This is a genomic window from Delftia sp. S65 (genome assembly GCF_016516495.1).
GTDB classification, from domain to species: domain Bacteria; phylum Pseudomonadota; class Gammaproteobacteria; order Burkholderiales; family Burkholderiaceae_C; genus Comamonas; species Comamonas acidovorans.
In genome coordinates this window covers 22976-48309 of sequence record NZ_JACVUR010000046.1, presented here as the reverse complement: position 1 = coordinate 48309, position 25334 = coordinate 22976, and the positions used below count along the sequence as shown (strand labels likewise).

The window sequence follows — 25334 nt, the reverse complement described above, 5'->3', positions numbered from 1 at the left end:
AGCTGTCGGGCTCGTAGAGGTATTCGCTCAGGCGTGAGCCACGGATTTCCCCGGCGAGCAGGTCGCCGTCGTAGAGGAAGGTGGTGCGCCCGAAGGCATCGTGCTTGTCGATTTGCAGGCCCAGTGCGTCGTGGCTGTCGGTAGCCTATGTACGCACAGGCTTCTTGAGAGGAGTTTTGCAAAATCTAGTTTTCCGCTATTTCAACTCAATGAAATTAAATTTCATGGGTGATGATCGTCTGGAAACATTTTTTTTGCGAATCAATTTTCAATTGGCCAAGAGTCTAATTCTTGGAATAAACCACAAAACTACCTTTGTTCGGATTGCTACTGCCCTTCCAACCACAAGGAAATCCCGATGACTTATATATTTTAAATACTCTTTCAAAGAAATCTATTTTTTCCTCGGAGAATAATCTGGATTTTGCGCAAAACACTAAATCTTCATAAAATATATTCATTAGAAATTCATAGTCATCGTCATCTATACCTAATTCCATAATAAGATGTTTGTTGTTATTTATCATTTTTTCGTAATAATTTTCCGAGTCTCGATGTATTGCAAATTTTCCCAAATAATTGGGTGGAGGCGGGATTTCAATTTTCTTTTGTGCGGAGGAAAATATATCTTGTAAAAAATAATAGGGTTTTTTGATATCCTGATCTGTATATATTTCTAAGGCTCTATGTATATTTGTGACAATCTCTGTATTTTTATCACTGCCTTTATATATAGTGCTGAGAAATGTATTATCCCTCATGAAAATTAAAATCTCCTGCACATCTGCCGGAAAGTCAGTTACGGTCGTCATTAGAATCCTCCTTTTTTCAAGAGATCGTCCCAAAGTTTGAATGTAGATCCTTCACTTTTCATTATTGGCGTTCCTTTTTTTAACTCTTTGTGTAAGAAATCCTGCATTTCATTTACTCTTTTTGAGAGTTGCTTGGGACATCCGCCCGATGATGCTATTTCTCTATCTATTGCAGACAGTATGGCGTCGGAATAGTCATTGTGATTAGTATTGTGGGTGGATTTTCCAAACCATTTTCCCTTCTTTCCTGCAAATTGCCCTTTTTCTTGGGTAAATTAATAAGATTCTCTAAAGCGTGTCTGTCTATGCAGTTGAGAATAGGTCTTTTGTTAAAAATATCTTGTGGTACTTTGTGATGTGTTTGATGATCTGGAGATTTACCTGCTACCCGATCCATTCTATTTCGATGGGTTGATAGACCAGCAGTATCAATCCATTCAATTGGATTGACCCCATATAAATAGAAATTTTCAACACCAAACAACCCAATCGGATCCTGACTAACAAACCGCCCAACCACCGGATCGTAGTACCGAAACCGGTTGTAATGCAGCCCCTGTCTCCTCATCAAACTGCTGCCCCTGTAACCGGAAGGGCTGCTCAATGGGCGGCGGTGGCGGTGGTGCAACAGGCTTGGAGCCCCAAGCCCGTGCGCTGACGGGCTGATCATCGGTGCCGGTCCGCAACACGCTGCGCATGACCGCCTCGCCCCAGACCTTGTAGTCCGCAGCCCAGGCCACCTGGCCTTGTTCGTCGGTCAGCTCCAGCGGGGCGCCAATCTGGTCGCACTGGTACCAATAGGTGCTGTGTTCCTCGCCTGCGCCCTGCACGGTGGCCAGTGGCACAAAGCTTCCCGGCTCGTAGATGTACAGCGCCTGCCTTGCACCGCGTTGGCTGTGCACCATGAGGTCGCCATCCCATAGGTAGTGGGTGCTGCCGAAGGCATCGCTTTTGGCGACACGCCGGCCCAGGGGATCGTAGGCATAGCGCGTGGCCTGGGTGACGCCATGGCGCGTGGTGTTCGATTCGATGAGCGGGTGGTCTGCGTTCCAGGTCAGGTCCAGCACTTCCTGGGTGCCGGCTTTCTGGTTGCCCCTGGTGCGGCGGGTGACGTTGCCGTGGACGTCGTATTCAAAGTGCAGGTCCTGGCAGAAGCGCAGGCGGTTGTCGTCCACCTCGCCAATAGTGGTGTCCACGGGCTGGCCGTCTTTGCCGGGTAGGGAGTCCAGCAGGTTGCCGGCGGGGTCGAAGGCAAACAGTTCGCGGGCCAGCGGGCTGTCTTGTGCCGGGAGGCTGGCGAGGATGCGGCCGGTGGGGTCGTAGCGGAAGTCCTGCGGCCAAATTTCTAAGCGTGGCTGTATATAGTTGCAACCCTGCCCGGCTTTAACTACATAACTTCGAATAAATGGAATTTTATTCCAAAATCACTTGTATTGAAGTCTGCTGATAGTTCTCCTCGCATTGTTATATCCGATGGTTGATTTTTCAAAAGAACATCCATTTCGTATCCCCATCCCCCACTATTTAATGAGTAAATTCTCAATGGAGCCTCTTCATTTTCTTCATCTTCATCATCTTCTTTAATTGAGATCTCGCAGTCTACGGAAGGGGATGAAAGATCATTAATATTGCCATTTTTTGTGTATCTTTTCAGTGAATCAAAACCTTCATCTATTTGATCTGCACTTAATTGAAATTTTTGTGCCAATGAGATTTTGTCATCTTGAAAAAAAGCTTCTCCTAAAGATAAAATAGAGTTTTTTGCTTTTTGCGTGTTAATTTTCATAATTACCTGTTTCCTGGTGTGGGTGTGATAGTGGAACTATTAAATCCTAGATCGTAGTACCTAAACCGGTTGTAATTCAGCCCCGTCTCCTCATCAAACTGCTGCCCCTGAAACCGGAAGGGCTGTTCGATGGGGGTGGCGGAGGTGATGCTGCGCGCTTTGAACCCCACGCCCGCGCGCTGACCGGCCGATCATCGGTGCCGTTTCGCAACACGCTGCGCAGACAGCCTCACCCCAGACCTTGTAGTCCGCAGCCCAGGCTACCTGGCCTTGCTCGTCGGTCAGCTCCAGCGGGGCGCCGGTCTGGTCGCACTGGTACCAGTAGGTGCTGTATTCCTCGTCCGCTCCCTGGATGGTGGCCAGCGGTACAAAGCTGCCTGGCTCGTAGATATAGAGCGCCTGTCTTCCTCCACGCTGGCTGTGCACCATGAGGTCGCCATCCCACAGGTAGTGGGTGCTGCCGAAGGCATCGCTTTTGGCGACACGTCGGCCCAGGGGGTCGTAGGCGTAGCGAGTTGTGTGAATGAATTGTTTTATCCGCTAACCATATTCAGTCGTGCTTGTAGCGCTCTTACATGCTGACACCACTCTTCCAAATCCTCCGCTGACTGCCATCCCTCCAAGGCTTCGCATGGTGGTCGCAATACGCGCTCTACAGCAAGGCGCGCCTTAAGCAGTAGATCAGGTGGCGTTGGCTCGCTGCAATCGAATTCCAGCCATTCCGCAATTCGCTCCGCTATAGCTTTTGATGGTCCAGGGTACCCATAAGATTGGGCAATAACCTCCGCTGCGGCTAACGCCCCAGAGGCTAGGTCAATCTCAACGTAGTTGTCTTGGGCTGCTATAAGTTCCTCAAGAGACTCTCGGGCTAGAGAGTAATTATCAGTTTTCTCTAGCTGGCTTAGCCAATTAAATGATTCATTATTTCCAAATATCTCAGTGCTCCAGGTTCCCATATGATTTAATCCTGTTTTTTATATATACCCTGTTGTCCTCAAGCCACTTCCACATCTCAACTCTGTTAGCACTGTTGTTATAGTCGAATTTTGGCTTAAATCCCATTCTGTTTCTTATTTCTACGATCAAATTTTCTGGATTCGCCAAAAGATCCAGGCTTGCATGAATTTTACTTAATTCTTGATGCCTTTTCTCATCCCAAACATCCTCTGTTTGTATCAACATCTCATCGCTTTCTGGAATCCAATCAAGATTAATCTTATGGCTTGAGAGGCGTTCATTAATCTGGTGCTTCTAATTTCCTCAGAAGGTATTACAAAAGATTCGTCCCTTTGGACTACTTCTGCACGCCAAAGCTTGGAGTTCAAGTATGAACGCCAGTTTGCACTAACGAGCGGCATCAATCTTGGTGATTTAATTATCTCGTTGCTAAACTCCAAACTGTTGTTATTCTGCGAAAATATCTCGCATAAGTAGGTGTTTCCAGGGATTAGATAAAGCAAGCGCATGAATGCATGGCAATCATTCCCTATGTATATTCCCAATATGTCACCTGGTTTTACTTGAGTGAAGCGTATTTTCATTGATTAGCAAGGATTGATTTGAGATGACGGGGCATTTTTTAGCCATTCTTCAGCTTTTTGATAACCTTTTTCAAAAGACTCATGCCGATCAGCTGGCCTTGTGGTGCTATCTCCGTTGTATCCAAATTTTTTGTTTCCTATATTTCCTTTGCCACAAGGGCATCCCCATTTTCCATTTAAAGTATCGTGGTGTTCAATCATTTTTGTTCAAATCCTCTGGCATCACCGTATGAAGGAACATTTGTAATTGGTTTTAGAGTATCGTTTTTTGGCAATCGCCCAGATTCTTGATGTTGACCCTGCCTAGTAGATAAATCACCTGTTTGCCCGACGTAACCGACTACTCCGCCATCTTTGCATATGGCATAAATATCATATCCTTTTCCTCCATTTGTGTCAGTATGGGGGATAGATTTTAGTCCCCATGGATCTTTTAATGTTAGTGGATTTGTGGCGAATTAGAATAAATTGCTGCCTCCTAAAACACCAATGGGATCCTGCGATATAAATCTTCCAATTTGCGGATCGTAGTATCTGAACAGGTTGTAGTGCAGCCCCGTCTCCTCATCAAACTGCTGCCCCTGGAACCGGAAGGGTTGCTCAATGGGCGGCGGTGGAGGTGGGGCAACAGGCTTTGAACCCCACGCACGCGTGCTGATCGGCCGATCATCGGTCCCGGTCCGCAACACGGTGCGCATGACCGCCTCACCCCAGACCTTGTAGTCCGCCGCCCAGGCCACCTGGCCTTGTTCGTCGGTCAGCTCCAGCGGCGCGCCAATCTGGTCGCATTGGTACCAGTAGGTGCTGTGTTCCTCGCCCGCTCCCTGGATGGTGGCCAGCGGTACAAAGCTGCCTGGCTCGTAGATATAGAGCGCCTGCCTTGCACCGCGTTGGCTGTGCACCATGAGGTCGCCATCCCACAGGTAGTGGGTGCTGCCGAAGGCATCGCTTTTGGCGACACGCCGGCCCAGCGGGTCGTAGGCGTAGCGCGTGGCCTGAGTGACTCCGTGGCGTGTGGTGTTCGATTCGATGAGCTGGTGGTCTGCGTTCCAGGTCAGGTCCAGCACTTCCTGGGTGCCGGCCTTCTGGTTGCCCCGGGTGCGCTTTGTGACGTTGCCGTGCACGTCGTATTCAAAGTGCAGGTCCTGGTAGAAGCGCAGGCGGTTGTCGCCCACCACGCCAAGAGTGGTGTCCACGGGTTGGCCTTCTTTGCCTGGCATGGAGTCCAGCAGGTTGCCGGCGGGGTCGAAGGCAAACAGTTCGCGGGCCAGCGGGCTGCCTTGTGCAGGCAGGCTGGCGAGGATGCGGCCTGTGGGGTCGTAGCGGAAGTCCTGGCGGCCGCGCAGGGAGTCGGCACGGGCGATGAGCTGGCCTGCGGCGTCGTAGGCGTAGCCGCGTTCAAGCGCAGGGATTGCGGTGGCGTTGGAGCTGCCGGGCCTGGCCACGTGGCCGCTGCCTTGCAGCGCGGCGCGGTGGCGCAGCAGGCGCCCGGCAGGGTCCCAGTCGTAGCGGCTGGACAGGGCGCCCTGGCTGCGGCGCACTTCGCGGTGCAGGGCGTCGCGTTCGATGTCGGCGATGACCTGGTGCGCGGCCGGGAGCTGGCCCGGCACCTTGACGGGTTCGATGTTGATCTGGTGCAGGTGGCCCGAGCCATAGAACAACCAGTGCAGGGTGCGGCCATCAGGCATGCGGGTGTGGGTGCGGTTGCCAAGTTCGTCGTAGCCGTGCGAGAGGCTGCGTTGCAGCTTGAGGCGGGCCGGGCCTGTGGCATTGCCCAAAGTCCACCAGCGCAAGGCTTTGTACCTCACCCTGCGCGGCCAGGGCCAGCGGGCGCTGGTCGTGGGTGAACACCGCTGCAGTCCGTGCCGGTGCGCAGGTACTGCAACTGCTGGGTCTGGCCCCAGACCTTGTAGCTGGCGGCCCAGACGATGCGGCCGGCTTCGTCGGTGAGCTCCTGGGGGGCGCCGATTTGGTCGTATCGGCACAGGCGGGCGATGCGTTGGCCAGATGGCCGGGGGGAGTTGTCCCTGTCCCCGGAGGGCTTGTCGTGGCGCCTTACTGGTTGACGCTACAGGAGGCGGAATAGAGCCCAAGCTGCCCCAGCCATAGTAACTGGTCAGAGCATCCTGGGTGTGTTCGACCTCTTGGTAGAGGTGTTTTCATTGTCACTGAGTACATGTCCATCTGCGTGGATCTGGTGAATCTGTAGTGGATCCATTGAGCCACTATGTATGACTCAATTGATAGTCACGTAGTATATTTCGCGGTTTTATTGAATTTTAATTCCAAAATATTTAAATATAATCCAAGGGGTAAATCTGTCGATGAAAAGTGTTTCATATAAAATTCATGAGCGCGTGAAAATTAAGAAATCACCACTTTTCCAATTTTCTCCTCCAATCCAACCGCAGGGAAATCCTTGATTCTTATAGACGTCAAAATAACGTTCAAAATACGGATGAGGATTTTTAAGAAAAAGCCTAGATTTTGCACACATGTATAAGTCTCCACTAATTGCATCTGCTAGCAATCTTAATTGTGCTTTGTTGATGTCTAAGTTTTTGGAGATGGCTTCTATTTTTTTTAGAGTTATATTGAAAAAATCCTCTTGTTCGTCATATTCTATGAGTTGATATTTTAAGTCTAAGAGATCCTCCGCCTCAGGCGATACGGGTATTCCTCCTGATGCTGTTGAAGTTATATCCAAAAGAAAGTAGTATGGATCTTTTACATCCTGGTTTGTATAGTTTTTGAGCGCCTTTTTCATACTGTTGTATTGGCGCTCTTTGGGAATTGCTGCTGTATACGGGGTTTCAAGAAGTGGTCCGGATTCTATGAAGTCTATTACTTCAATAACATTCTTTGGAAATATGCTCTTTGAAATCATTAAAAACCTCCTGTCCTTAATATCTTGTCCCATTGAGAAAATGATGCGCCTTCGCTTTTCATTATTGGTGTCCCTTTTTGAAGTTCACTACGAATATGTCCTTGCATCGCGGAAAGTATTTTAGACAATTTCTGCGGACAGTTTCCTGACTTTATAGCAGCTCTCTCAACAGCAGCAGAAATGGCCTCAGAATATTTGTGATGGTTTGTATTATGAGTTGATTTGCCAAAATAATGACCACTCTTGCCGTCAAATTTACCTGCAACTTTCGGTAAATTTATTAGATTGTCAAGATGATCTTTGTCGATGCAATTAAGTGCTGGAAATTTGTCAAACAATTCTTGAGGGATCATGTGATGTGTTTGATGCTTTGGTGCCTTACCCACCTTTCTGTTCATTCTGCCACGGTGTTTGCTAAGACCATCAGGATCAATCCAATCCAGCGGATTAGAACCATATTGATATAGATTCTCTCCCCCCTCCAACCCAATCGGATCCTGATGCACAAACCTCCCAACCACAGGATCGTAATACCTGAACCGGTTGTAGTGCAGCCCCGTCTCGCCGTCAAAGTACTGTCCCTGGAACCGTAGCGGTTGCTCCACCAGCGCAAGGCTTTGTACCTCACCCTGCGCGGCCAGGGCCAGCGGGCGCTGGTCGTGGGTGAACACCGCCGCATCGTCCGTGCCGGTGCGCAGGTACTGCAGCTGCTGTGTCTGGCCCCAGACCTTGTAGCTGGCGGCCCAGACGATGCGGCCGGTTTCGTCGGTGAGCTCCTGGGGGGCGCCGATCTGGTCGCAGTGGTAGTAGTAGGTGGCAAAGCTGGCTTTGTCCGCTTCTGCCTGTGCGTTGCGGTTTTCTTCACCCCGCCATTCCGATTCCAGCTTGGCCAGGGGCACGAAGCTGTCGGGCTCGTAGAGGTATTCGCTCAGGCGTGAGCCACGGATTTCCCCGGCGAGCAGGTCGCCGTCGTAGAGGAAGGTGGTGCGCCCGAAGGCATCGTGCTTGTCGATGCGCCGGCCCAGCGCGTCGTAGCGGTAGCGCGTGGTCAGGACGGTGGCGGCAGGCTCTGGCTGCGCATTCGATCCGGCGATCTTCGGTTCGGGCCTGTCGTGGTAGCGCGTGACCGTGGATTCGAGCATCTGGTGCTCGGCGCTGTAGCGAAAGCGCTGCACGGTGTGCCAGCCGATGCGGCGCTCCACGATGTTGCCGTGCAGGTCGTACTGGAAACGCAGGTCCTGGTAGACGGCGAGCCGGTTGGTGGGCACCTGTTCGCGTTCGTTGCTGGTGCCGCCGCTGCTGAGGTCTCCACCACGGTTGGGGTTGAGCAGGTTGCCTGCGGGGTCGAATGCGAAGGCTTCCAGGTTCCGGCCCGAGGTGGGCGATCCGCCGGCAGCATTTTTCTGGGCGGCGAGGATGCGGCCCAGGGCGTCGTAACGGTACTGGCTGTCGCCGCGCAGGCCGTCGCGCGTGGCGACGAGGTTGCCTGTGGGGTCGTACTGGTACAGGCGGGCGATGCGCTGGCCGGAGGGCAGGGGAGTGTCCCGGTCCCAGAGGGCCTGGGGTGAAGGCCTGCCGGGCTGACCCTGGAGTGCTCCTTGCTGGCTGACCTTGTGGGAGGTGAGGCGGCCCATGGGGTCCCAGCCATAGCGGCTGGTCAGCGTGCCTTGGGTGCGTTCGATTTCCTGGTGCAGGGCGTCGCGTTCGATGTCGCTGACCACCTGGCCGTCGGCGAGGATCTGGTGAAGGTGGCCCGAGCCGTAGTAGAGCCATTGGACGTGGCGGCCCCCGGGCAGCCAGCAATCCGTGCGGTTGCTCAGCGCGTCGTAGGCGTGCCGATAGCTGTAGGTCGCCAGCGCTTGCTCGTCTGCACTGGGCGCCATGTGCACCTGGGTCTCTTCCACCAGCCGCGATAGAGCGTCGTAGGCGAAGCGCACGTGCGCATCGGGGTTGCTGGCATGCAGCATGCGGCCCAGCAGGTCGTAGCCATAGGTGGTGGTTCCTCCGTCTCCATTACCTGCCGCGTCGCTGCCCACGTGGATCTTGGCGACAAGGCGGCCCAGCACATCCCTGCGAAACAGCGTGCGCTTGGGCAGGGCTGCGTCGGGCTGTGGATCGTAGGGCGTGTCCGGGGGCAGGTGGGCATCGCGCTCGTGCAGTTCGGTCAGTTCGCTGGCGGCGTTGTAGCGGTAGCGCTGTATGCGGCCGTCAAAACCGGTTTCCTCGATCAGGTTGTCTGCGGCGTCGTAGATGAAGCTGGTGATGGCGCCGTTTTCGTTCTGCAGGGCGATGAGCCTGCCCACGGCGTCATAGCGGTAGCGCAGCGTGCCGCCCAGCGCATCGCGGCGCTCCACGGGCTGGTCCAGGCCGTTGTAGGTGTAGCGGGTGATGGCGCCTTGCGGGTCGGTGTAGGAAAGCAGGTTGCTCTGGGGGTCGTAGGCATAGTGATGTTCGGAACCATCAGCGCCCCACATCCGGCGCAGGCGTCCAAGCGCGTCGTGAAGGTAGCGCGTGGTCTGGCCCAGGGCGTCGGTGGAGGCCACGAGGTTGCCCAGTATGTCCCACGCATATCGCGTGACCTGGCCCGAGCAGTCGGTGTAGGCCACGAGCTGTCCGGCTTCGTCCCACTGCAGATGGCGGGTTTTGCCCAGCGCGTCTTCTATGGCGACGGGCAGGCCGCGCGTGTCGTATTTCCAGCGCGTGGCGTGGCCGAGCGGGTCCAGGCGCTCGACCAGGTTGCCCTGGGCGTCGTAGGCCTGCCGCCAGACATGGCCCAGCGCGTCGGTGACTTCTTCGGGCAGGTTGAGCTGGTTGTATTTGAGGCGGGTGGTAGCACCTGATGCGTCCGTGACGGCCAGCAGGTTGCCCTGGCCGTCGAATTGCCAGCGGGTGGTGCGGCCCATGGCGTCCCGCGCCTGTTGCGGGTTGCCGGCGGCGTCCATGCGCGTCTCGGATCGGACGGGCTGGCCATCCGGCCCGGGTTCGACGATGGCGATGACCTCATGCCGGGCGTTGTATTCGTAGCTGCTGCGCCGGCCCAGGGCGTCGGTGACATGGGTGGTGCGGCGGCCCAGGTCGTAGTCGAAGCGGGTGTCCAGCGTGCCGGGCTCGTCGGTCCAGGTCCGCACTACGCGGCCGCCCGCGTCAAGCCGGCTCCATTCCTGGTGGTAGGTGAAACCGGTGCGGCTGCTGTAGGCCACCATCAGGTGCTGGCGATAGCGATAGTGCGCCACGCCGCCCATGGCATCCGTGGCGGACTGGAGGTTGGCGTGGGCGTCATCCGGGACGTTGCCATCCGTCCCATAGGCATAGCGTGCCAGCAGGCCGCCGACCTGTTCCACACCGTTGATCACACGGGATTCCAGGTGGATCTCCTGCAGGAGCGGGCCGGAGGGGCTCAGGTCTTCACTCCAGGTGAAGCGCAGCTTGCGGCCAGCGCTGTCGGTCAGTCCCAGCGGGCGGGGCGCGCGGCCATCGATGCCTGTGGCAGTGTAGGCCGGGTAGTGAAGGCTGATGGTGTTGCCATTGCGGTCCACCAGGTGCACCAGTGGCAGACGCCATTGGCCGGTGGCCGGGGGGGCGAACAGGTGCCGGGTGCCATCGGCGCTTTCAACGCTCCAGCCGCCTTGCTGGTGGTGGGTGACGGTGATTTTTTCGCGCGGGTCGAAGTGGCTGGTACCGGCGGCAATCACGGGCAGCTGTATGCGGCGCCCGCGGGCGTCGTAGTAGTGCACCGCATCGTGGACCAGCACCAGTTCGGTGGACAGGGGCGTGCTCCATCCCCATCCAAGCCAGCCAGGACGGCGGTCGCTGGAGCGGTAGTACCGCTGCCAGGTCAGGGCCATGGGGCCGGGCAATTCGAAATCCGTGTCGCGCAGGATCTTGGTGCCTGTGGCAAAGATCACGGGATGGCATGTGCCCAGCTCGCAGGTCGGTGGCGTGTCAATGCTTCCCTTGGAGGCGTTATCGATGATGTTGCCCTGCGTGTTGGGATTGACGCTGTTGTCCGTGCGCTGTGCCACGGGGTTGCGGCGCGATTTGGCGCGCTGGGCGATCTTGCCCAGGACAAAGCCAATGGTGATGGCGGCCACGCCATCGGCGATCACTTCGGCGACCTGGTCGATTTTTTCGTCGGTCAGAGGCGGTGTCAGCAGCTCCTGGATTTCCTGGGCGAGTTCGGCGACTTGCTCGGCCGCCTGGGCCATGGCGGCCCCTCCGACGACGAGGTTGACGCCGGGAATGAGCTTGCCCACGAGCTTGAGGGCGGGTCCGATCAGCGCGCTGGGATCGGTCAGGCTTTCTCCAAGGGCCGACAGCTGGCTGGAGAAGGCGCCCGGCAGCTTTTCGATCACCTTCTGCGCCAATTGGTCATAGGGACCGGGCAGCGCCTTCATGGCAAGGCGCATGGCCCAGCCAGGATTGATGACCATGGCGTTGCTTTTGGTCGTGTCGAAGGACCGCACGCTGCCCCGGCTCTCGAACTTGGTATCGCTGCTGTAGCTGGTGGGCTCGGCCGCGCCGCCGACAACGCCGGAACGCACGCCCGCGATGCCGCCCAGCTTGTCTGGCGTTGCGGGAACGGACTCGAAGCGGCTGCCGGCCACGGCCACGGGGTGGCCATCAATCTTGAGCGTGGCCGTGCCGTTTTTCAGGCCCGGTCCATGGGCCATGTTGAGGATGGGAACCGGTGGTCCCTGGGGCTTGGGAAAGACGGGGTTGATCGGGCCAGGAATCATGGCCGGATTGCGGCCTTCGTGGATGGCGCGGCGGTCGTTGACGTAGGTGGCCATGGATGGACTCAGGACTCTTGGGAAATGGAGGATTGGCGCCGCCCGGCTGCGGAAGATCCTGCCGTGCGGGCATGGCGATTCCAGGTGGCGCTCCAGGCGGCCACGCGGGTGTTCAGCCCGGTGACCGTGAGCAGGCCTGCGTGGCCTGCCAGGGGCGACGGCATGACGGGGTGCGTCAGCCACTGGCGCATCTCATGGAACAGGCTGAGCATGAGAGGCGCCCAGGCCGCGCCCATTTGACCAAGCAGTGCTGCCGGGTCCTGGGCTTGCGGCAGGCCGCCCTGTGACGCCAGCGCCGCGGAGAGGCTGGCCAGCTCTGCGCCCCGCCATGCCGAGCCATCCATGTCGGACCAATAGGAGTGCAGGGCGTTGACCGGCATGTGCGCTGCCTTCAGCGCACCGTGGCTGGCCTCGATCAGTGCGCGGCCATCGGGCAGGGTGTCGCTGTCCAGGCGTGAGCGTGGCTCGTCTGCAAAGAATGGTGGATAGACCGTGACGAAATCTGCAGTGGCCGGCTTGCGGGACAGCCGTACAAAGGCTGCGCCTTCCGAGGCAATGAAGCCTTCGCACACGCCGTTGACCTTGGCCCAGCGACGCTGGTAGAGCACGTCCGCGATCTCCGTGTCCACGAAGCTGTCCACTCCGCCGATGATCACTTCGGGCACCGAGGGGTTGTCGTGCATGAAACGATAGGCCTGCGACAGCGCATCGGCGCCTGCCACTGCGCCGCCCGGGTAGACCTTGATGGGCAGGAACTCTGCGGCGAGGTCCAGTGCGCGGGGAAGCTCCAGTGCGAATCGGCCGGTGTCTATCCAGCCCGGCAGTTCAGGCAAGGAGTCGGGCAGTGCCACGAAGAGGGGGATGGGCCGCTGCAGCGGCCAGCCTGCGGCAGGCGCCGGCTGGCCGCGCAAGGCTTCGTGCAGGGCAGGGGCTGCGAGCCGGATCAGGCGTTCCGTTCCTTTGCAGGCTGCATCAATGGCTTGCACCCGGGATACGGTGGCACGGTGCTCGGCCTGGCCGGTGATGACCTGCCGGGTAAAGCTCGACTGGCGTGCAGTGAAACCACAGCCGGTCTGCCAGGCCCGGGTGCCGATGGGGGTGCATGCGCCAGTGGCCGCGATGACGAGAGGGTTCATGGTTGTGGCCTGCCGATGTTGAATGCCGCACGTTCGATCACGGAGGCCGTGCTGCAGGCCAGGGCCTGAACGACGGCCAGATCGTCGGCCTCGATCCACAGCGCTGCGCCCACGCGTGAGAGGTGTTCCAGATAGAGCAGTCGTCGCAAGGGCGCTCCCACCATGGCCGAGGACTCTTGCAGAACCACCTGTGTGCGAGGGCGGCCCAGACGCAGTGCAGGGCCTGAAACAGGAAGCGCGGCCAGGGCAGCATCCACGCAGGCGGCACGGCCGGATGCCTCATTGCCCATGTCGAAGGCGATATCGGCAGGCTCTCCTGTAAGCAGGGCCGTGGCGTCAGCCAAGGTGCGGCAGGCCTCTTCATCCTCCCAGGCCGTATGGGCAGCAAGCTGGCGAAGCAGAGGAATGTCTCCCACAAGCGAGGCCGCATATACCTGCAGGCCCCAGGGCATTTGGGGATGCCGGCCTTCCCGCAAGGCGCTTGCCAGCGCATGTCCATCCCTGGCGGCCAGCAGGGCCAAGGCCACGGTGGAATGCGGCATCCGGGCCAAAAGAGTGCGTGCCACAGGCGTTTCCTGCCGGCTCCCCATGAGCGCCAGCGCCAGCAAGGCGGCCTGCGCATCGCTGTCTTGTTGCGTGGCTGCGATGGCCTTGGCTTCATCGCCACGCCCGGTGCATCGCCAATCACACAGGGCCGCCACGCCGCCCGGCAGACTGGATGTCCATGCAGAGATGGCTTGTGCGAATTCGTCGCTGACAGCTGGCCGGGAAATTGCGAGGCGCTGGAGCAACTGTGCCAATGGCGCGCTCTGCCTGTGCTGTTCCTGGGAGAGCAGCCAGGTGAAGTATTCGGCGACGGTGTTGTCAAAGCAAAACCGCATGGCGTTGAAGACCGCGTTCGGCTGGGCATGGAGATGGGCGCCCAGCGTTCGCTCCAGCCCATCGTGAACGTGCTTGCGTTGCAGGTGCAGGGCTTGCAGGCAGGCCAGCGCGAAGATGCGGGAGGGCTCATCCAGGATTTCAGCGCCAGCTGTTTCGATGGCCTGCTGGCAGGCATGGTCCAGCTCAGGTGCGTGCATCAGGTGCTGCTTCAGGCCGCTCAGCGCCAGCACGATGCTGTCGTCGAACACGGCAAATGCGTCGGGGCGCGACGCTGGGCGCTGCAGCAACTGGGAGCGGCGCCAGTACTGCGTTACCAGCGTGCGTGCCAAGCGGGGCGCCTGCCCGTCCATGACGGGGATGTCGATGGCCCGGGGAATGGGGAGTTCAATAACGGTCATGATGAAAAGAGGCTGGTCGCTACGTCGCAGCGGCATTGCATCAGGGACAATGCCGCCCAGGAGGAACCCAAGCGATGCTGGACAATCTGACGCCGTTTGCTGCGGAAATACTGCCGGGACATGGCGCCGACGGCACCCTGTGCTCCACCGTGGTGATCAAGGCCACGCTGGATTTCGCGGGCCGCGCAGTGGCACAGGGCAAGGCGGTGCCGGTGTTTCGCGGTGATGAGTCCTTTGATGGGAGCGGGCACGTGGTGCGCCACGAGGCCGATATCGCCCCGCTGAAATCCCGCGTGGATGTTCTGTTCAATGGCCATGCCCATGCACCTTGCGGCAAGGCTGTGGCACGTTTCGACGCGGGTCTGGCCATTGGCGGCGAAAACCGCGTCATCCGCGTCTTTGGCAAGCGCGTTTGGCGCCGCAAGATGGGGCTGGTGCCTGTGGTGCAGGAGCTGGAGCCTGCGCTCAAGGTTCCCCTGACCTACAACCTCGCCTTTGGCGGTGCGGATGCCGAAAACCCCGAAATATTTCACGGCCCCAATCCGGTGGGGGCGGGCTTCAGTGCAGGCCTTCCCCAGGACGGAGCGCCGATGCATCAGCTCGAATGGGCCGATGACCCGCTCCGATCGCCAGCCGACCGGATTTCGCCAGCCGGCTTTGGCTGCATAGGACGCAGCTGGTTGCCGCGCCGTGCCTTGTGGGGCAGCTATGCGGCTCGGGAGCTTGAACAGTCGCCGGGCCTTCTCTCGCGCATGCCGGCCTCGTTTGATCCGGCTGCATGGAACTGCGCCCATCCGCGCATGCAATTCAGGCGGGACCAGGTACGGGCGGGAACGAGGGTTGCCTGGGTCCACCTGAGCGCCGAGGGCGAGGGGGAGACCATCATTCCTGCTATCCGTCCGCAGCTCAGTTGGATGATGCGTGGTGAGCGCGGCGCTGCAAGTCCCGAATTCGATACGCTGATCATTGAACCCGAGCATGGGCATCTGGTGCTCATATGGCGGCACACGCTTGCAGGGCATGTCCTGCGTGGTCTGGAAAGCGTTCAGGTCCATCTCTGATCCAGCCTTCAGTTGATGCGGACTTCGGCCGCATCCAGATCCAGCAGGTCCCGCGCGTCCTGCTCAATCGTCAGTGCGACCAGACGGACAAGGCCCTGGGCTGTCAGCTTCAGCGTGGCTTGCCCGCAACTGAGCGTGATGCAGTCCTGCGACTGCAGGCGGATGGCACGCTGCCCCCACGGCGCTGCAGGAGAAGGCGAGAGAACGGCTGTAATGGTGGCCCGCCCGGTGGGCAGGACTGCGAGCAGGACCTCGTCTCCGGGAACCAGTTCCGGAAGCAGAACGCCAGCGGGAGCCTGAAGCGAAACCACGGGGTCTTGCGCAAGGGCCACCAGATACAGGTCTTGTTCCTGAGCTTCGATGACTCGTCCAGCCAGGAGCTGTACGTTCGACACGGCGTGCTGCAGGCTGCCGTCGTCGGACGGTTCGACAGGAATGCGTGCTTGTGGGATTGCCATGGGATTTCCTTCAAGCGGGGTTGATATGGCTGTCCGGAGACGAAACGGTCACCTTGGAGCTGCCGCTGATGGAGATCGTCTGTCCGTTGACCTGCACGGTGCCGTCGCTGGTCATGCGCAACACGGCCTTGCCGCACTTGATCTCGATGGCGTCGCCCACGGTGATGGCCATTTCCTTGCCCACCGTGATCGTCTGCACCTCGCCAACGGTGGTGGCGGAGTTCTTGCCGACCGTCGCCGTATGGTTGTCGGCCGTGTCGTCGGTGCGGTTCTTGCCCACGCTGGTGGACTGGTTCTGACCTACTGAAACACTGCGGTTCATGAGCACCGTCGTGCTCTGGCTCAGCCCCACATTCACCACCATGGCCGCGCCCACATTGACGTTGTAGGCGGCGCCGATGTTCACCATCTTGGCCAGGCCCACGTTCTGCATGTAGGCCAGTCCGATGGTCTCTGTCTTGAAGCTGCCCACCTTGATCGACCAGTTGTTCCCGATCTTGTCCTTCTCGTTGCGGCCTATGGTCTTGCTGCGGTTCTTGCCGATGGAGATGTTCTCGTCGATGCCGACATCCTCATTGCGGTTGTCGCCAATGCTGATCTTCTCGTTGTGGTCCACCCGCTCCGTGCGGTTGTTGTGCACGGTGATGGTCTCGTCGCGGTCCACGGTCTCCGTTCGGTCGCGGTGGATGACGTTGGTCTCGTCCCGGTCGATGGTCTTGCGCCGGTCGTTGCCCACCCATTTGTCTTCGTCGTTCTCGACTTCGGTGAGCTGGTCCTTCTGAGCATGCAGCCACAGCTGTTCGGCGCCCGCCTTGTCCTCGAAGCGGATGGCGTTGGCGTCGCCCTGGCCGTTCTTCATGCCCGCGCCCGGTGCGCCGCCCTTGCTGGATCTGGTCTTGATGCCCGATTGCGTGGCGTTGGCCGGCAGCGCCCAGGGCGGCATGTTGGAGGCGTTGTAGACGCAGCCCATGACGATGGGGTAGTCCGGGTCGCCGTTGAGGAAGTCCACGATGACTTCCATGCCGATGCGCGGGATGTGCACCGCGCCAAAGCCCGGCCCGGCCCAGCTGGTGGCCACGCGCATCCAGCAGCTGGAGTTCTCGTTCATGCCGCCGATGCGGTCCCAGTGGAACTGCACCTTGACGCGGCCGTACTGGTCGCACCAGATCTCTTCGCCTGCGGGGCCGACGACGACGGCGGTCTGCGGGCCTGTGGTGCGCGGTTTGGCGGTGATGCGTTCGGGCTTGAAGGGCAGGCTGGTGGGCTGGGCCTGGAGCACGAATTTCTGGGTCGAGCCCTCGCCGCTGCCGCCGTCGCTGACGCGCGGGTTTTCTTCGAAGGCGTAGTCCACGGCCGTGACCAGGTAGGCCTGGTTCTGGTCGCCGCGCGGGTAGTTGTCCAGCGTGAAGGTGTAGCCCGGCGCCATGGCGCGGTGGTTGGAGCTGCCCTGCACCGTGCTCTGGCGCGTGAGGCTTTGCTGCAGGCGCACGCGGATGTAGTCCTCGCCGTCGCCGGTTTCGGTGTAGCCGCCCGGCCATTCGTAGATTTCGTAGGCGTCGTGCGCATGGCCGGGCGGGTTGCGGCGCATGTTGGACAGCTCGGCGCGGGGCTTCTTGAAGTCGTAGTCGTCGTTGTAGTGCCGGCCGGGCTTGACGCGCTGGTGCAGTTCCCAGGCGTGTATGCATTCCTCGCGCGCCACGGCGGCCTTGCCCGGCGGGTGGAAGGGGATGACGGCGCCGCCCTGCAGCGGGTCGTGCGAGGCGACGATGTCGTCGCCCAATGTCAGCACATGCTGGCCCGCGCTGTGCTGGTGGTAGTAGCAGATGCCCTCGTGCTCCATGAGGCGCGAGACGAACTGGAAGTCGGTCTCGTTGTACTGCACGCAGTACTCCCAGGTGCGGTAGGAGCGCGTCAGGCGCTGCTGCATGGGGTGGCCGTAGATGCCCAGGACCTCGTTGATGATGTCCGGCACGGTCTTGTTCTGGAAGATGCGGAAGTCGCTGCGGCGCGTGGCCAGCCACAGCCAGGGCGACAGGCGCGCGCGGTACAGGAAGTTGCGGTGCTCGTCCTGGCCGCGCATGCCAAAGGCCGTGACCAGACCATCGATGTAGCGTTTGCCGCCGTCCTGGGTCTCCACCACCACGGTGGCGCCCTTGCCCAGCAGGGCCTTGGGATCGATGCTGTCGCTTTCGCTGAGCAGGTCGATCTCCAGGGCGAACAGATGGCTGATTTCCTCGCGACCCTGCAGCCGGCGCAGCTGCAGCTGGTCTGCCAGGGGGGTGTTGATGGTGACTCTGCGTGTCATGGTGTCGGATCTCGCGGTGCTTGGGGGGTAGACAAGGGGCGGGGCCTCAGGTCCGGGTGGGCGGACCTGCGTGCGCCGGCAATGGATGGGGTGGGAGGCGTGCCTTTGCTGCTATCGGGCTGCGTACACCAGCCCTGGACGGGCGCCGTCTGCGTCATCCAGGGCTGGATCGATGACGGGATCGGGGCGAAAGGTGTGCCCCAGCGCGATGAACTGGTAGTTGCCGCGCCGGTCGGTGAAAACAGCCAGGCCGCCAGGCGTCAAGGCCACGTTGAACCAGTCGTTATCGGTGCGGGGTTGGTCCAGATCCAGCTTGCCGGACTGGCTCAGTGCCAGCACGCTGCCTGCCAGGCTTTCCAGGTTCAGCACGCTGAGCTGGCGACCGTCCGCGCCATACAGCCGTAGCTCTCCGGTGGCCTCGACCTTGCTGAGGCCCTCGCCCAGGGGGACGGATCGCTTCATGGTGGCCAGCACGAACTGGCCGCCCGGCGCCAAACGCAGGCCCGGGGGGATGTCACCTAAGCCATGGCGGAATTCGGCCAGGCGCACGATGCGCGCACCCGTGCGCAGCGCCAGCGCTGCGCCCGTGCCGCGCTGATCGGGCAAGGCATAGGTCAACAGCACATTGCCTGCTGACCATTCGATGGCATTGGCCCAGGTCATCGCATCGGCTCCCGCCCAGGACTGAACCTGCGCGGCCATGGCTGCAGCCGGGTCCTCGTCCCGGGGCTGCACGGTCAGGCTTGCGTTGGCGGAGATGGCCAGACGGGGCGGTGCATCCAGGCTGCCTAGGTTGCGGGTCTGCTGCAGTGTCCATTGCGGCAGCTCGAATGTCAGCAACTGATACGGCTTGCGGCCATCGGCATCGGGATCCACATGGCTGCTGGCAACGATGTGGACCATTGCGGCAGTGCGATCCTGCGCATCGTCCGTGGCCACGGAGCGAGCCAGGCAACCGCCGGGGCGCACTCCCGGCTGTGCAAGCGCCGCAACGGCAGGGGGGCTGCCGCTGCGCTCGGACAGCTGGAAACTGCCCACTTTGGATCGCTGGACGAGGTCCAGGCGATCAACGGTGCCGTTGCAGTAAACGGTATAGAGATAGCGGTACGGGTCCTGGTCGTTCGACGTGGCGAAGCTGGCCGGCTTCGCCTCCCCGGACGAGGCCGCAGGACTGTCATTCGCATTGCGTGTGCATGCGGCGGACAGCAAAGCGCTGGCCAGCAGTACGCCAACGGTCGCGAAGCGGCGGGGAGTGGCATTCCAGGGCATGGCTAGAAGTCCTCGCGGGCAAGCACGTTGTCGACATAGTTGCGATCGCCCACGGCGCCGCGCTCGGCGGCGGGAATCCTTTCCCATTCGGCGCGGGCCGTATTGCCGTCGGCGCTGACCGTCACCCACAGTTGATCGCCCTGCATGCGTATGCGGTACTCATGCAGATTGTTGGCATAGCCGTTGAAGCCGCGCAGGGTGTCGAGTTCGAGCTGCTCGGTCGTGTAGTCCGGCAGTTCCACGGGAATGGCTGGCAATCCTTGTGCGGTTCGGGCCTGGTTCCAGGCTCTGACCAGACCTTTGAACCGCTCGCCCTTGCGCTGCTTGCCAGGATATGCCCTTGCGAAGGCCTCCTTTTCCAGGAAGAGCTTCCAGCCGCCGCGCACGTTGTCCTTCCAGTTCCAGGTCTGATTGGCAGTCGGTGCCGGTCGGGTGAGTTGGCACAGGCCCACGCCACCCAGGCCATCGCTGCTGTATTTCGGCCAATTGCCGGGAGTGCGGAATTGTTGCAGCGAGCTTTCCTGCCGCATTTTTTTTCGAAACACGATCCTGTCGGCGCCAATGCTGTTGGCAAAGGCACGGATGGCGGTGCTCGTGGGATTGGTGCCGACGATGGTCCAGGTGGCCCGCGCCCGGCGCTCCACACCGGCCGCCCGCATCGTGACCTGCACGGTCAGCAGGCCTCCACGGACTTCGGTGAACGGAATGCGCCAGCTCGGGCTGGCGCTGGTCTGCGGTGGCAGAGGGCTGTGTGCAGTGCTTCGGCCACTTCCATACGCGGTGTTGGTAGGCGGTGTGCCGCCTTCGAACGTCAGCGTGGCCGACCATTCGAAGATGGGCGTGCTCCCTGCAGGCAGCGCTTCGTTCTGCAGGACGGCAGTCACCGTGATGGTGGGCATTTGGGCATCGGCCGTGATGGCGAACTGCGGTCCTGCGGGCTGGCTGGTAATGGCAAGTGGCATGTTCAGGGGTCTCCGTAAGGCGATGGATGGCTGGGCCTAGCGCGATGCCTGCACAGCGCGGGCGCGCTCCAGGTGGAGCACGGCGGCATCCAGCAGCGGGTCGCCGCCGGCCTGGACGGAGGCGGTGAAGGCCGCGTCCACGGGCACGCGCAGGCGCGGGGTCAAGCCTTGGGCTTGTGCGGCGGGGTTGTTGCCGCCAGCGGGGCCGGTTTCTGCGAGCAGGGGGACTTGCACGATGAAGCCGGTTGGCAGGTGCACGCGCGTGGCGGGGCCTGTGGCGCCGGCCGTGGCGCTGGTGGCGACGATGTCGGCACGCTGGCTGTGCTGCAGCCAGGCAGCGAACAGTTCGCAGGGGCCGGCGCAGCCGGGGCCGGTGAGCACGGCGACGGGGGCTGTGAAGGGCGTGCCCGAGGCGGCCAGCGGCAGTTGGGCCGGCAGGCCCAGGCCGCCGCGGCTGCGCCAGACGCGGGCGGCGGGGTCGAACAGGCGCTGGGCGGCGTCCTGCATGCGCAGCGGCTTGTCGCGCGTGTAGAGCGAGGCCAGCATGTGGGGCACCAGCTGGTAGGCGTCGTCGCCCCGGTGGGCGCGCAGGTCGATGACCAGGCCCGTGACCCTGGCCTGGCTGGCTGCGGCCAGGGCGCCCTCCCAGCGGTTGAGCTGGCCGGTGGCGCCGTCGGCAAAGCTGTCGAGTGCGATGTAGGCCAGGTTGCCGCCCTGGGCGCTGCGCAGCAGGAAGGAGGCGAGGGCGGGCTCGGCCGCAGGCAGGGCCGTGGTTGCGGCGGGGGCGGCGTTCAGGCGCAGGGTCTGCTCCTGGCTGGCCGAGGGTGTGCCCGCTGCGGTGCGCAGGCTCAGCGTGGCGGGCGTGCCCAGGTCCAGCGCCAGCAGGTCGGCGCGGCGGGCTTCGGCACCGGCGCGCAGCGAGGCGGGGGCAATGCGGTCCAGGTAGCGTGCCGGGCTTTCGCCTTCGATGGCGAGGATGTCGCTGCCGGGCTGCAGGCCCGCCTTGGCGGCAGCTGAACCTGGCGCCACGCTGGTGATGGCGATGCGGCCGTCCTCGCGCAGCCAGGTGCGCGGCATGGGCAGGTTGACGCTGCCGCGTGCCAGCAACTGCGGTGACAGGCCCCGGTCTGTGCGGGCAGGCCAGGCCTGGCCGCCGGACAGCAGAACGCGGTATTGGCCATCGCCCAGGCGCTGGCCCATTTCTGCCAGGGCCTGGGCCTGTGCGGCGCTGTCGCCGCGCTCGGCGGCGGTCTGCAGGCGCTGGCCGTAGTCGGCACGCAGCTTGCCGGCATCAAAGCCGCTGGCAGCGGCCAGCGGGTGGCGCTCGGCAATGAGGCCGATGAGGGCCTGGGCCGCATCGCCTGCGCCCAGGCGGGACAGGTCGATGTCCTGCGCGGGCTGGACGGCATGGAAGGCCAGGGCGATTTCCCGGGCACGGTCGAAGCGCAGGCCCTGCGGTTCCAGCGTGACCACGGTGTAGCCGCGCGGCAGGGTGACCATGGGGTCGTCGGCGGTGAACAGGCGCCCGTCGGCGCCAAAGCCGGAAGGGAAGCGCTGCGTGGCATCGCTGGCCCAGACCAGCAGCTTGCCGCCCGTGGGCTCCAGAATGTCGCCGCTTTGGCGCGGCCATTCGGTGCGCACCGAGCTGGCGCGCAGCATGGCGTGCTGCTCTATGGCGTCCAGGCTGCGCCGCCCCGCGCGCTGGGGCACGTCGGCGTGGACGGACAGGGCGAAGATGCGCACGCCCCGGCCACCGGGGCGCGCGCGGCCGGTGGACAGGTCATAGGTCGTGCCTTCGGGGTCGCTGGGCAGTTCGATGGCCACGCCGGTGCTGTCGCCGCGCGGCAGGGCCAGCCATTGCGACTTGGCTGGCGCCACATGGGCGGCCTGGCGCTGCACGAGGTACGGCCCCTGGTCCATGAGCGCGACCACGGCCTGGCCGCGCCGGGCGCTGTCCGTCCAGGCATCGCCCAGCACGGCCATGACGCGGCGTGGGCCGCCCTGGTCGTCCTGCACGGGGGCGGCGCCGGAGGGCGGCGACTGTGCCGCCTCGGGCTGGGCCTGGTTGCGGTCCCACCAGGCACGGGCTTCGCTGGCGGCACCGGTGGCCGCGTTGGTGGCCGTGCTGGCTGCGCTGCGGCCGGCCTCCAGCGCCTGCTGGCCGGCCGTGGCGGCGCCCGAGGCCCGCTGCACGGTGTCGGCAGCCTGGCCGATGGCGCCCAGGTCCAGCGCCTGCGCGGCCGGGGCGGCCAGCAGCGCGGCGGCAATCACTGCCGTGGTGGCGCGTGGAAGACGGCGCCCGCTCATGCGGGCTCCGCAGCGCGGGTGCGCACGTCCAGCGTGAAGTCGTCGCCGTTGGCGCCGGCGTGCAGGCTTTGCAGTTCCTGGCCTTCCACGGTGGCCTGCAGGAAGTGGGTGGCCATGCGCGGCAGCAGGTTCTGGGTGAGGATGCCATCCACCATGCGCGCGCCGGACTCGACCTCGCTGCAGCGGCGGCGCACCAGGTCCACGGCGGCTTCGTCGAAGCTGAACTGCGCACCATGGCGTTCCTCGATGCGCCGCTGTATGCGCAGCATCTGCAGCCGGATGATCTGCTCCAGCATGGCGTCGGAGATGGGGTAGTAGGGCACGACGGTCAGGCGGCCCAGCAGCGCGGCCGGGAAGGTCTGCAGCAGCGGCTGGCGCACGGCCTGGGCCAGGCCTTCCGGCGTGGGCGCCAGGTCCGGGTCGCGGCACATGTTGGCAATCAGGTCCGAGCCCACGTTGGAGGTCAGGATGATGACGGTGTTCTTGAAGTCGATGTAGCGGCCCTCGCCGTCCTCCATCCAGCCCTTGTCGAAGACCTGGAAGAACATCTCGTGCACGTCGGAGTGGGCCTTTTCGATTTCGTCGAGCAGGACCACGCTGTAGGGGCGGCGGCGCACGGCCTCGGTGAGCACGCCGCCTTCGCCGTAGCCCACGTAGCCCGGTGGCGCGCCCTTGAGGGTGGAGACGGTGTGCGCCTCCTGGAACTCGCTCATGTTGATGGTGATGAGGTTCTGCTCGCCGCCATACAGGGCTTCGGCCAGGGACAGCGCCGTCTCGGTCTTGCCCACGCCCGAGGGACCGGCCAGCAGGAACACGCCGATGGGCTTGCCTGGATCGTCCAGCCGCGCGCGCGAGGTCTGGATGCGGCGCGTGATGGCCTCCAGCCCGTGGCGCTGGCCGATGACGCGCTTCTCCAGCGTGTCTGCCAGCGAGAGCACGGACTGCACCTCGTCGCGCACCATGCGGCCCACGGGAATGCCGGTCCACTCGGCCACCACGGCGGCGACCACGCCGGCATCGACCACGGGCTGCAGCAGCGGGGCATCGCCCTGCAGCTCGGCGAGCTGGCGGCGCAGCGCTTCCAGCGCGGCCACGCTGGGTGTCTCGACAGGTTCGGTTGCGGTGGCTTCGGCGGCCGTTTCCGGTGCCGCAGCGGACGGGGCTGCGGCGGCGCCGGTGGAGAAGACGGGCGGCTTCAGGCCCATGAGGGCGGCCTCGGTTTCCAGGATGCGGCGGGCCAGCGCGCTTTCCTGGCCAAAGCGCTCGGCCAGCGTGGCCTTGCGCTCGCGCAGGCTGGCCAGGTCGGTTTCCAGCGCCTGCAGGCGCTCGGCCGTGGGCAGGCCGAGGGCTGCCTCGCGCAGCAGCACTTCCTGCTCCACGCCCAGGGCCTCGATGCGGCGCTGCACGGCTTCCAGCTGGGCGGGCGTGGCATGCAGGGCCATGGCCACGCGCGAGCAGGCCGTGTCCAGCAGGCTGACGGCCTTGTCGGGCAGCTGGCGCGAGGGAATGTAGCGGTGCGACAGGCTGACGGCCGCGGCCACCGCGTCTGCGGCAATGCGCACCTGGTGGTGGTTTTCCAGCTTGGCGGCCACGCCGCGCAGCATGTCCACGGCGCGGGGCTCGTCGGGCTCGTGCACCTGAACGAGCTGGAAGCGGCGGGTCAGGGCCGGGTCTTTTTCGATGTATTTCTTGTACTCGGCCCAGGTGGTGGCGCCGATGGTGCGCAGCGTGCCGCGCGCCAGGGCGGGCTTGAGCAGGTTGGCGGCATCGCCCGTGCCGGCCTGGCCGCCCGCGCCCACCAGGGTGTGGACTTCGTCGATGAAGAGCACGATGGGCGTGGTGCTGGACTGCACGGCGTCCAGCAGGCCGCGCAGGCGGTTCTCGAACTCGCCCTTCATGCTGGCGCCGGCCTGCAGCAGGCCCACGTCCAGCACGCGCAGCTCCACGCCCTGCAGCGGCGGCGGCACGTCGCCCTGGGCGATGCGCAGGGCCAGGCCTTCGACCACGGCGGTCTTGCCCACGCCGGCCTCGCCCACCAGGATGGGGTTGTTCTGGCGGCGGCGCAGCAGGATGTCCACCATCTGGCGCACTTCGTCGTCGCGGCCCGTGACCGGGTCCAGTTCGCCCGCCTTGGCGCGGGCCGTCAGGTCCACCGTGTATTGCTGCAGCGCGCCGCCCTGGCCGGGCGCGGTGCCCGTGGCCTGGCTGGCTTCGCCCGGCGTGCCTTCCAGCCCGCTGCCATCGGCCGCGCGCATGCGTGCCTCGGGCGAGTCGGGCAGCAGGCGGGCGAAGGCATCGCTGAGCGCGGGCTCGGAGATCTTGTCGAATTCGCGCGAGATGGAGCGCAGCTCATTGGCCAGCGAGCGCGTGCGCACCATGCCCGACAGCAGATAGGCGCTGCGGATCTGGCTGTCGTTGAACATCAGCGTGGCATAGACCCAGCCGCGCTCGATGGCGGTCTCTATGTGCTCGGAGAAGTCGCTGATCGAGGTGGCGCCGCGCGGCAGCTGGTCCAGGCGGCGCAGCACATCGGCGGCCAGGCGGTCGGAGGCGATGTCGAAGTGGCGCAGGATGCGGATCAGGTCGCAATCGTTTTCCTGCAGCAGCTGGTGCAGCCAGTGCACCAGCTCCACATAGGGATTGCCGCGCAGCTTGCAGAACACGGTGGCGCCTTCCAGCGACTTGAACAGCAGCGGGTTGAGCTTGCCGAAGAGGGATTGGCGGCTGATTTCTGTCATGG

At 62.2% G+C, this 25334-nt stretch carries 18 protein-coding genes and 2 pseudogenes; 1 reads left to right on the top strand and 19 read right to left on the bottom strand.

Translation table 11 applies throughout. The annotated features are described in order from the left end of the window. Positions 1-284 precede the first annotated feature (284 nt). The 13 genes and pseudogenes from IAE24_RS25625 to IAE24_RS25570 form a co-directional block, all read right to left on the bottom strand. A complete protein-coding gene (locus IAE24_RS25625; protein ID WP_199960683.1) occupies positions 285-812 on the bottom strand; it encodes a hypothetical protein in 528 nt (175 codons plus the stop codon). A gap of 412 nt (positions 813-1224) precedes the next feature. Beyond that, positions 1225-2146 (bottom strand): annotated as a pseudogene (locus IAE24_RS30400) (RHS repeat-associated core domain-containing protein); the annotation flags it as partial. Positions 2147-2199: 53 nt separating this feature from the next. Next, a complete protein-coding gene (locus tag IAE24_RS25615; RefSeq protein WP_199960682.1) occupies positions 2200-2598 on the bottom strand; it encodes a hypothetical protein in 399 nt (132 codons plus the stop codon). 50 nt (positions 2599-2648) lie between these two features. Next, a pseudogene (locus IAE24_RS30755) lies at positions 2649-2916 on the bottom strand (RHS domain-containing protein); the annotation flags it as partial. A gap of 215 nt (positions 2917-3131) precedes the next feature. Beyond that, a complete protein-coding gene (locus IAE24_RS30750; RefSeq protein ID WP_199960681.1) occupies positions 3132-3554 on the bottom strand; it encodes a DUF4259 domain-containing protein in 423 nt (140 codons plus the stop codon). After that, on the bottom strand, positions 3535-3780 hold the full coding sequence (locus IAE24_RS30390; protein WP_233626202.1) for a hypothetical protein: 246 nt from the start codon (positions 3778-3780) through the stop codon (positions 3535-3537). Before IAE24_RS30390 ends, IAE24_RS30750 begins: the two co-directional genes overlap by 20 nt. A gap of 362 nt (positions 3781-4142) precedes the next feature. Next, entirely contained in the window at positions 4143-4340 is a 198-nt protein-coding gene (locus IAE24_RS25600; RefSeq protein ID WP_199960680.1) for a hypothetical protein, read from the bottom strand. Positions 4341-4597: 257 nt separating this feature from the next. Beyond that, on the bottom strand, positions 4598-5947 hold the full coding sequence (locus tag IAE24_RS25595) for an RHS repeat-associated core domain-containing protein (RefSeq protein ID WP_325100567.1): 1350 nt from the start codon (positions 5945-5947) through the stop codon (positions 4598-4600). Next, a complete protein-coding gene (locus IAE24_RS30745) occupies positions 5944-6108 on the bottom strand; it encodes an RHS domain-containing protein (RefSeq protein WP_442778736.1) in 165 nt (54 codons plus the stop codon). Before IAE24_RS30745 ends, IAE24_RS25595 begins: the two co-directional genes overlap by 4 nt. Positions 6109-6486: 378 nt before the next feature. Continuing rightward, entirely contained in the window at positions 6487-7026 is a 540-nt protein-coding gene (locus IAE24_RS25585; RefSeq protein WP_199960679.1) for a hypothetical protein, read from the bottom strand. Continuing rightward, entirely contained in the window at positions 7026-11816 is a 4791-nt protein-coding gene (locus IAE24_RS25580; protein WP_199960678.1) for an RHS repeat-associated core domain-containing protein, read from the bottom strand. Before IAE24_RS25580 ends, IAE24_RS25585 begins: the two co-directional genes overlap by 1 nt. Positions 11817-11824: 8 nt before the next feature. Continuing rightward, positions 11825-12952: a 3-oxoacyl-ACP synthase gene (locus IAE24_RS25575; protein WP_199960677.1), complete on the bottom strand. Its 1128-nt coding sequence runs from the start codon at positions 12950-12952 to the stop codon at positions 11825-11827. Then, positions 12949-14232, bottom strand: coding sequence for a hypothetical protein (locus tag IAE24_RS25570; protein ID WP_199960676.1), 1284 nt, complete (start codon positions 14230-14232; stop codon positions 12949-12951). The genes IAE24_RS25575 and IAE24_RS25570 overlap by 4 nt, the downstream gene beginning before the upstream one ends. Positions 14233-14306: 74 nt before the next feature. On the opposite strand from IAE24_RS25570, the gene IAE24_RS25565 reads away from it, so the two are divergent. Continuing rightward, positions 14307-15293: a DUF2169 family type VI secretion system accessory protein gene (locus tag IAE24_RS25565; protein ID WP_199960675.1), complete on the top strand. Its 987-nt coding sequence runs from the start codon at positions 14307-14309 to the stop codon at positions 15291-15293. Between the two features lie 8 nt (positions 15294-15301). Here the strand turns inward: IAE24_RS25565 and IAE24_RS25560 are convergent, their stop codons facing one another. The 6 genes from IAE24_RS25560 to tssH form a co-directional block, all read right to left on the bottom strand. After that, the gene (locus tag IAE24_RS25560) at positions 15302-15751 is read right to left on the bottom strand and encodes a hypothetical protein (RefSeq protein ID WP_034393912.1); all 450 of its coding nucleotides are present in this window, start codon (positions 15749-15751) and stop codon (positions 15302-15304) included. Positions 15752-15761: 10 nt separating this feature from the next. Then, complete coding sequence (locus IAE24_RS25555; RefSeq protein WP_199960674.1) at positions 15762-18056, bottom strand: type VI secretion system Vgr family protein; 2295 nt, start codon at positions 18054-18056, stop codon at positions 15762-15764. Between the two features lie 111 nt (positions 18057-18167). Further along, positions 18168-19325: a hypothetical protein gene (locus tag IAE24_RS25550; protein WP_071955988.1), complete on the bottom strand. Its 1158-nt coding sequence runs from the start codon at positions 19323-19325 to the stop codon at positions 18168-18170. 2 nt (positions 19326-19327) lie between these two features. Then, positions 19328-20224 (bottom strand): hypothetical protein, encoded by an 897-nt coding sequence (locus tag IAE24_RS25545; protein ID WP_232240363.1) that lies wholly within the window; start codon positions 20222-20224, stop codon positions 19328-19330. A 99-nt stretch (positions 20225-20323) separates the two neighbouring features. Then, positions 20324-22594, bottom strand: coding sequence for a S41 family peptidase (locus IAE24_RS25540; RefSeq protein ID WP_199960673.1), 2271 nt, complete (start codon positions 22592-22594; stop codon positions 20324-20326). Beyond that, positions 22591-25332, bottom strand: a complete 2742-nt coding sequence (tssH, locus tag IAE24_RS25535; RefSeq protein WP_199960672.1) for a type VI secretion system ATPase TssH — start codon at positions 25330-25332, stop codon at positions 22591-22593. Before tssH ends, IAE24_RS25540 begins: the two co-directional genes overlap by 4 nt. Positions 25333-25334 lie beyond the last annotated feature (2 nt).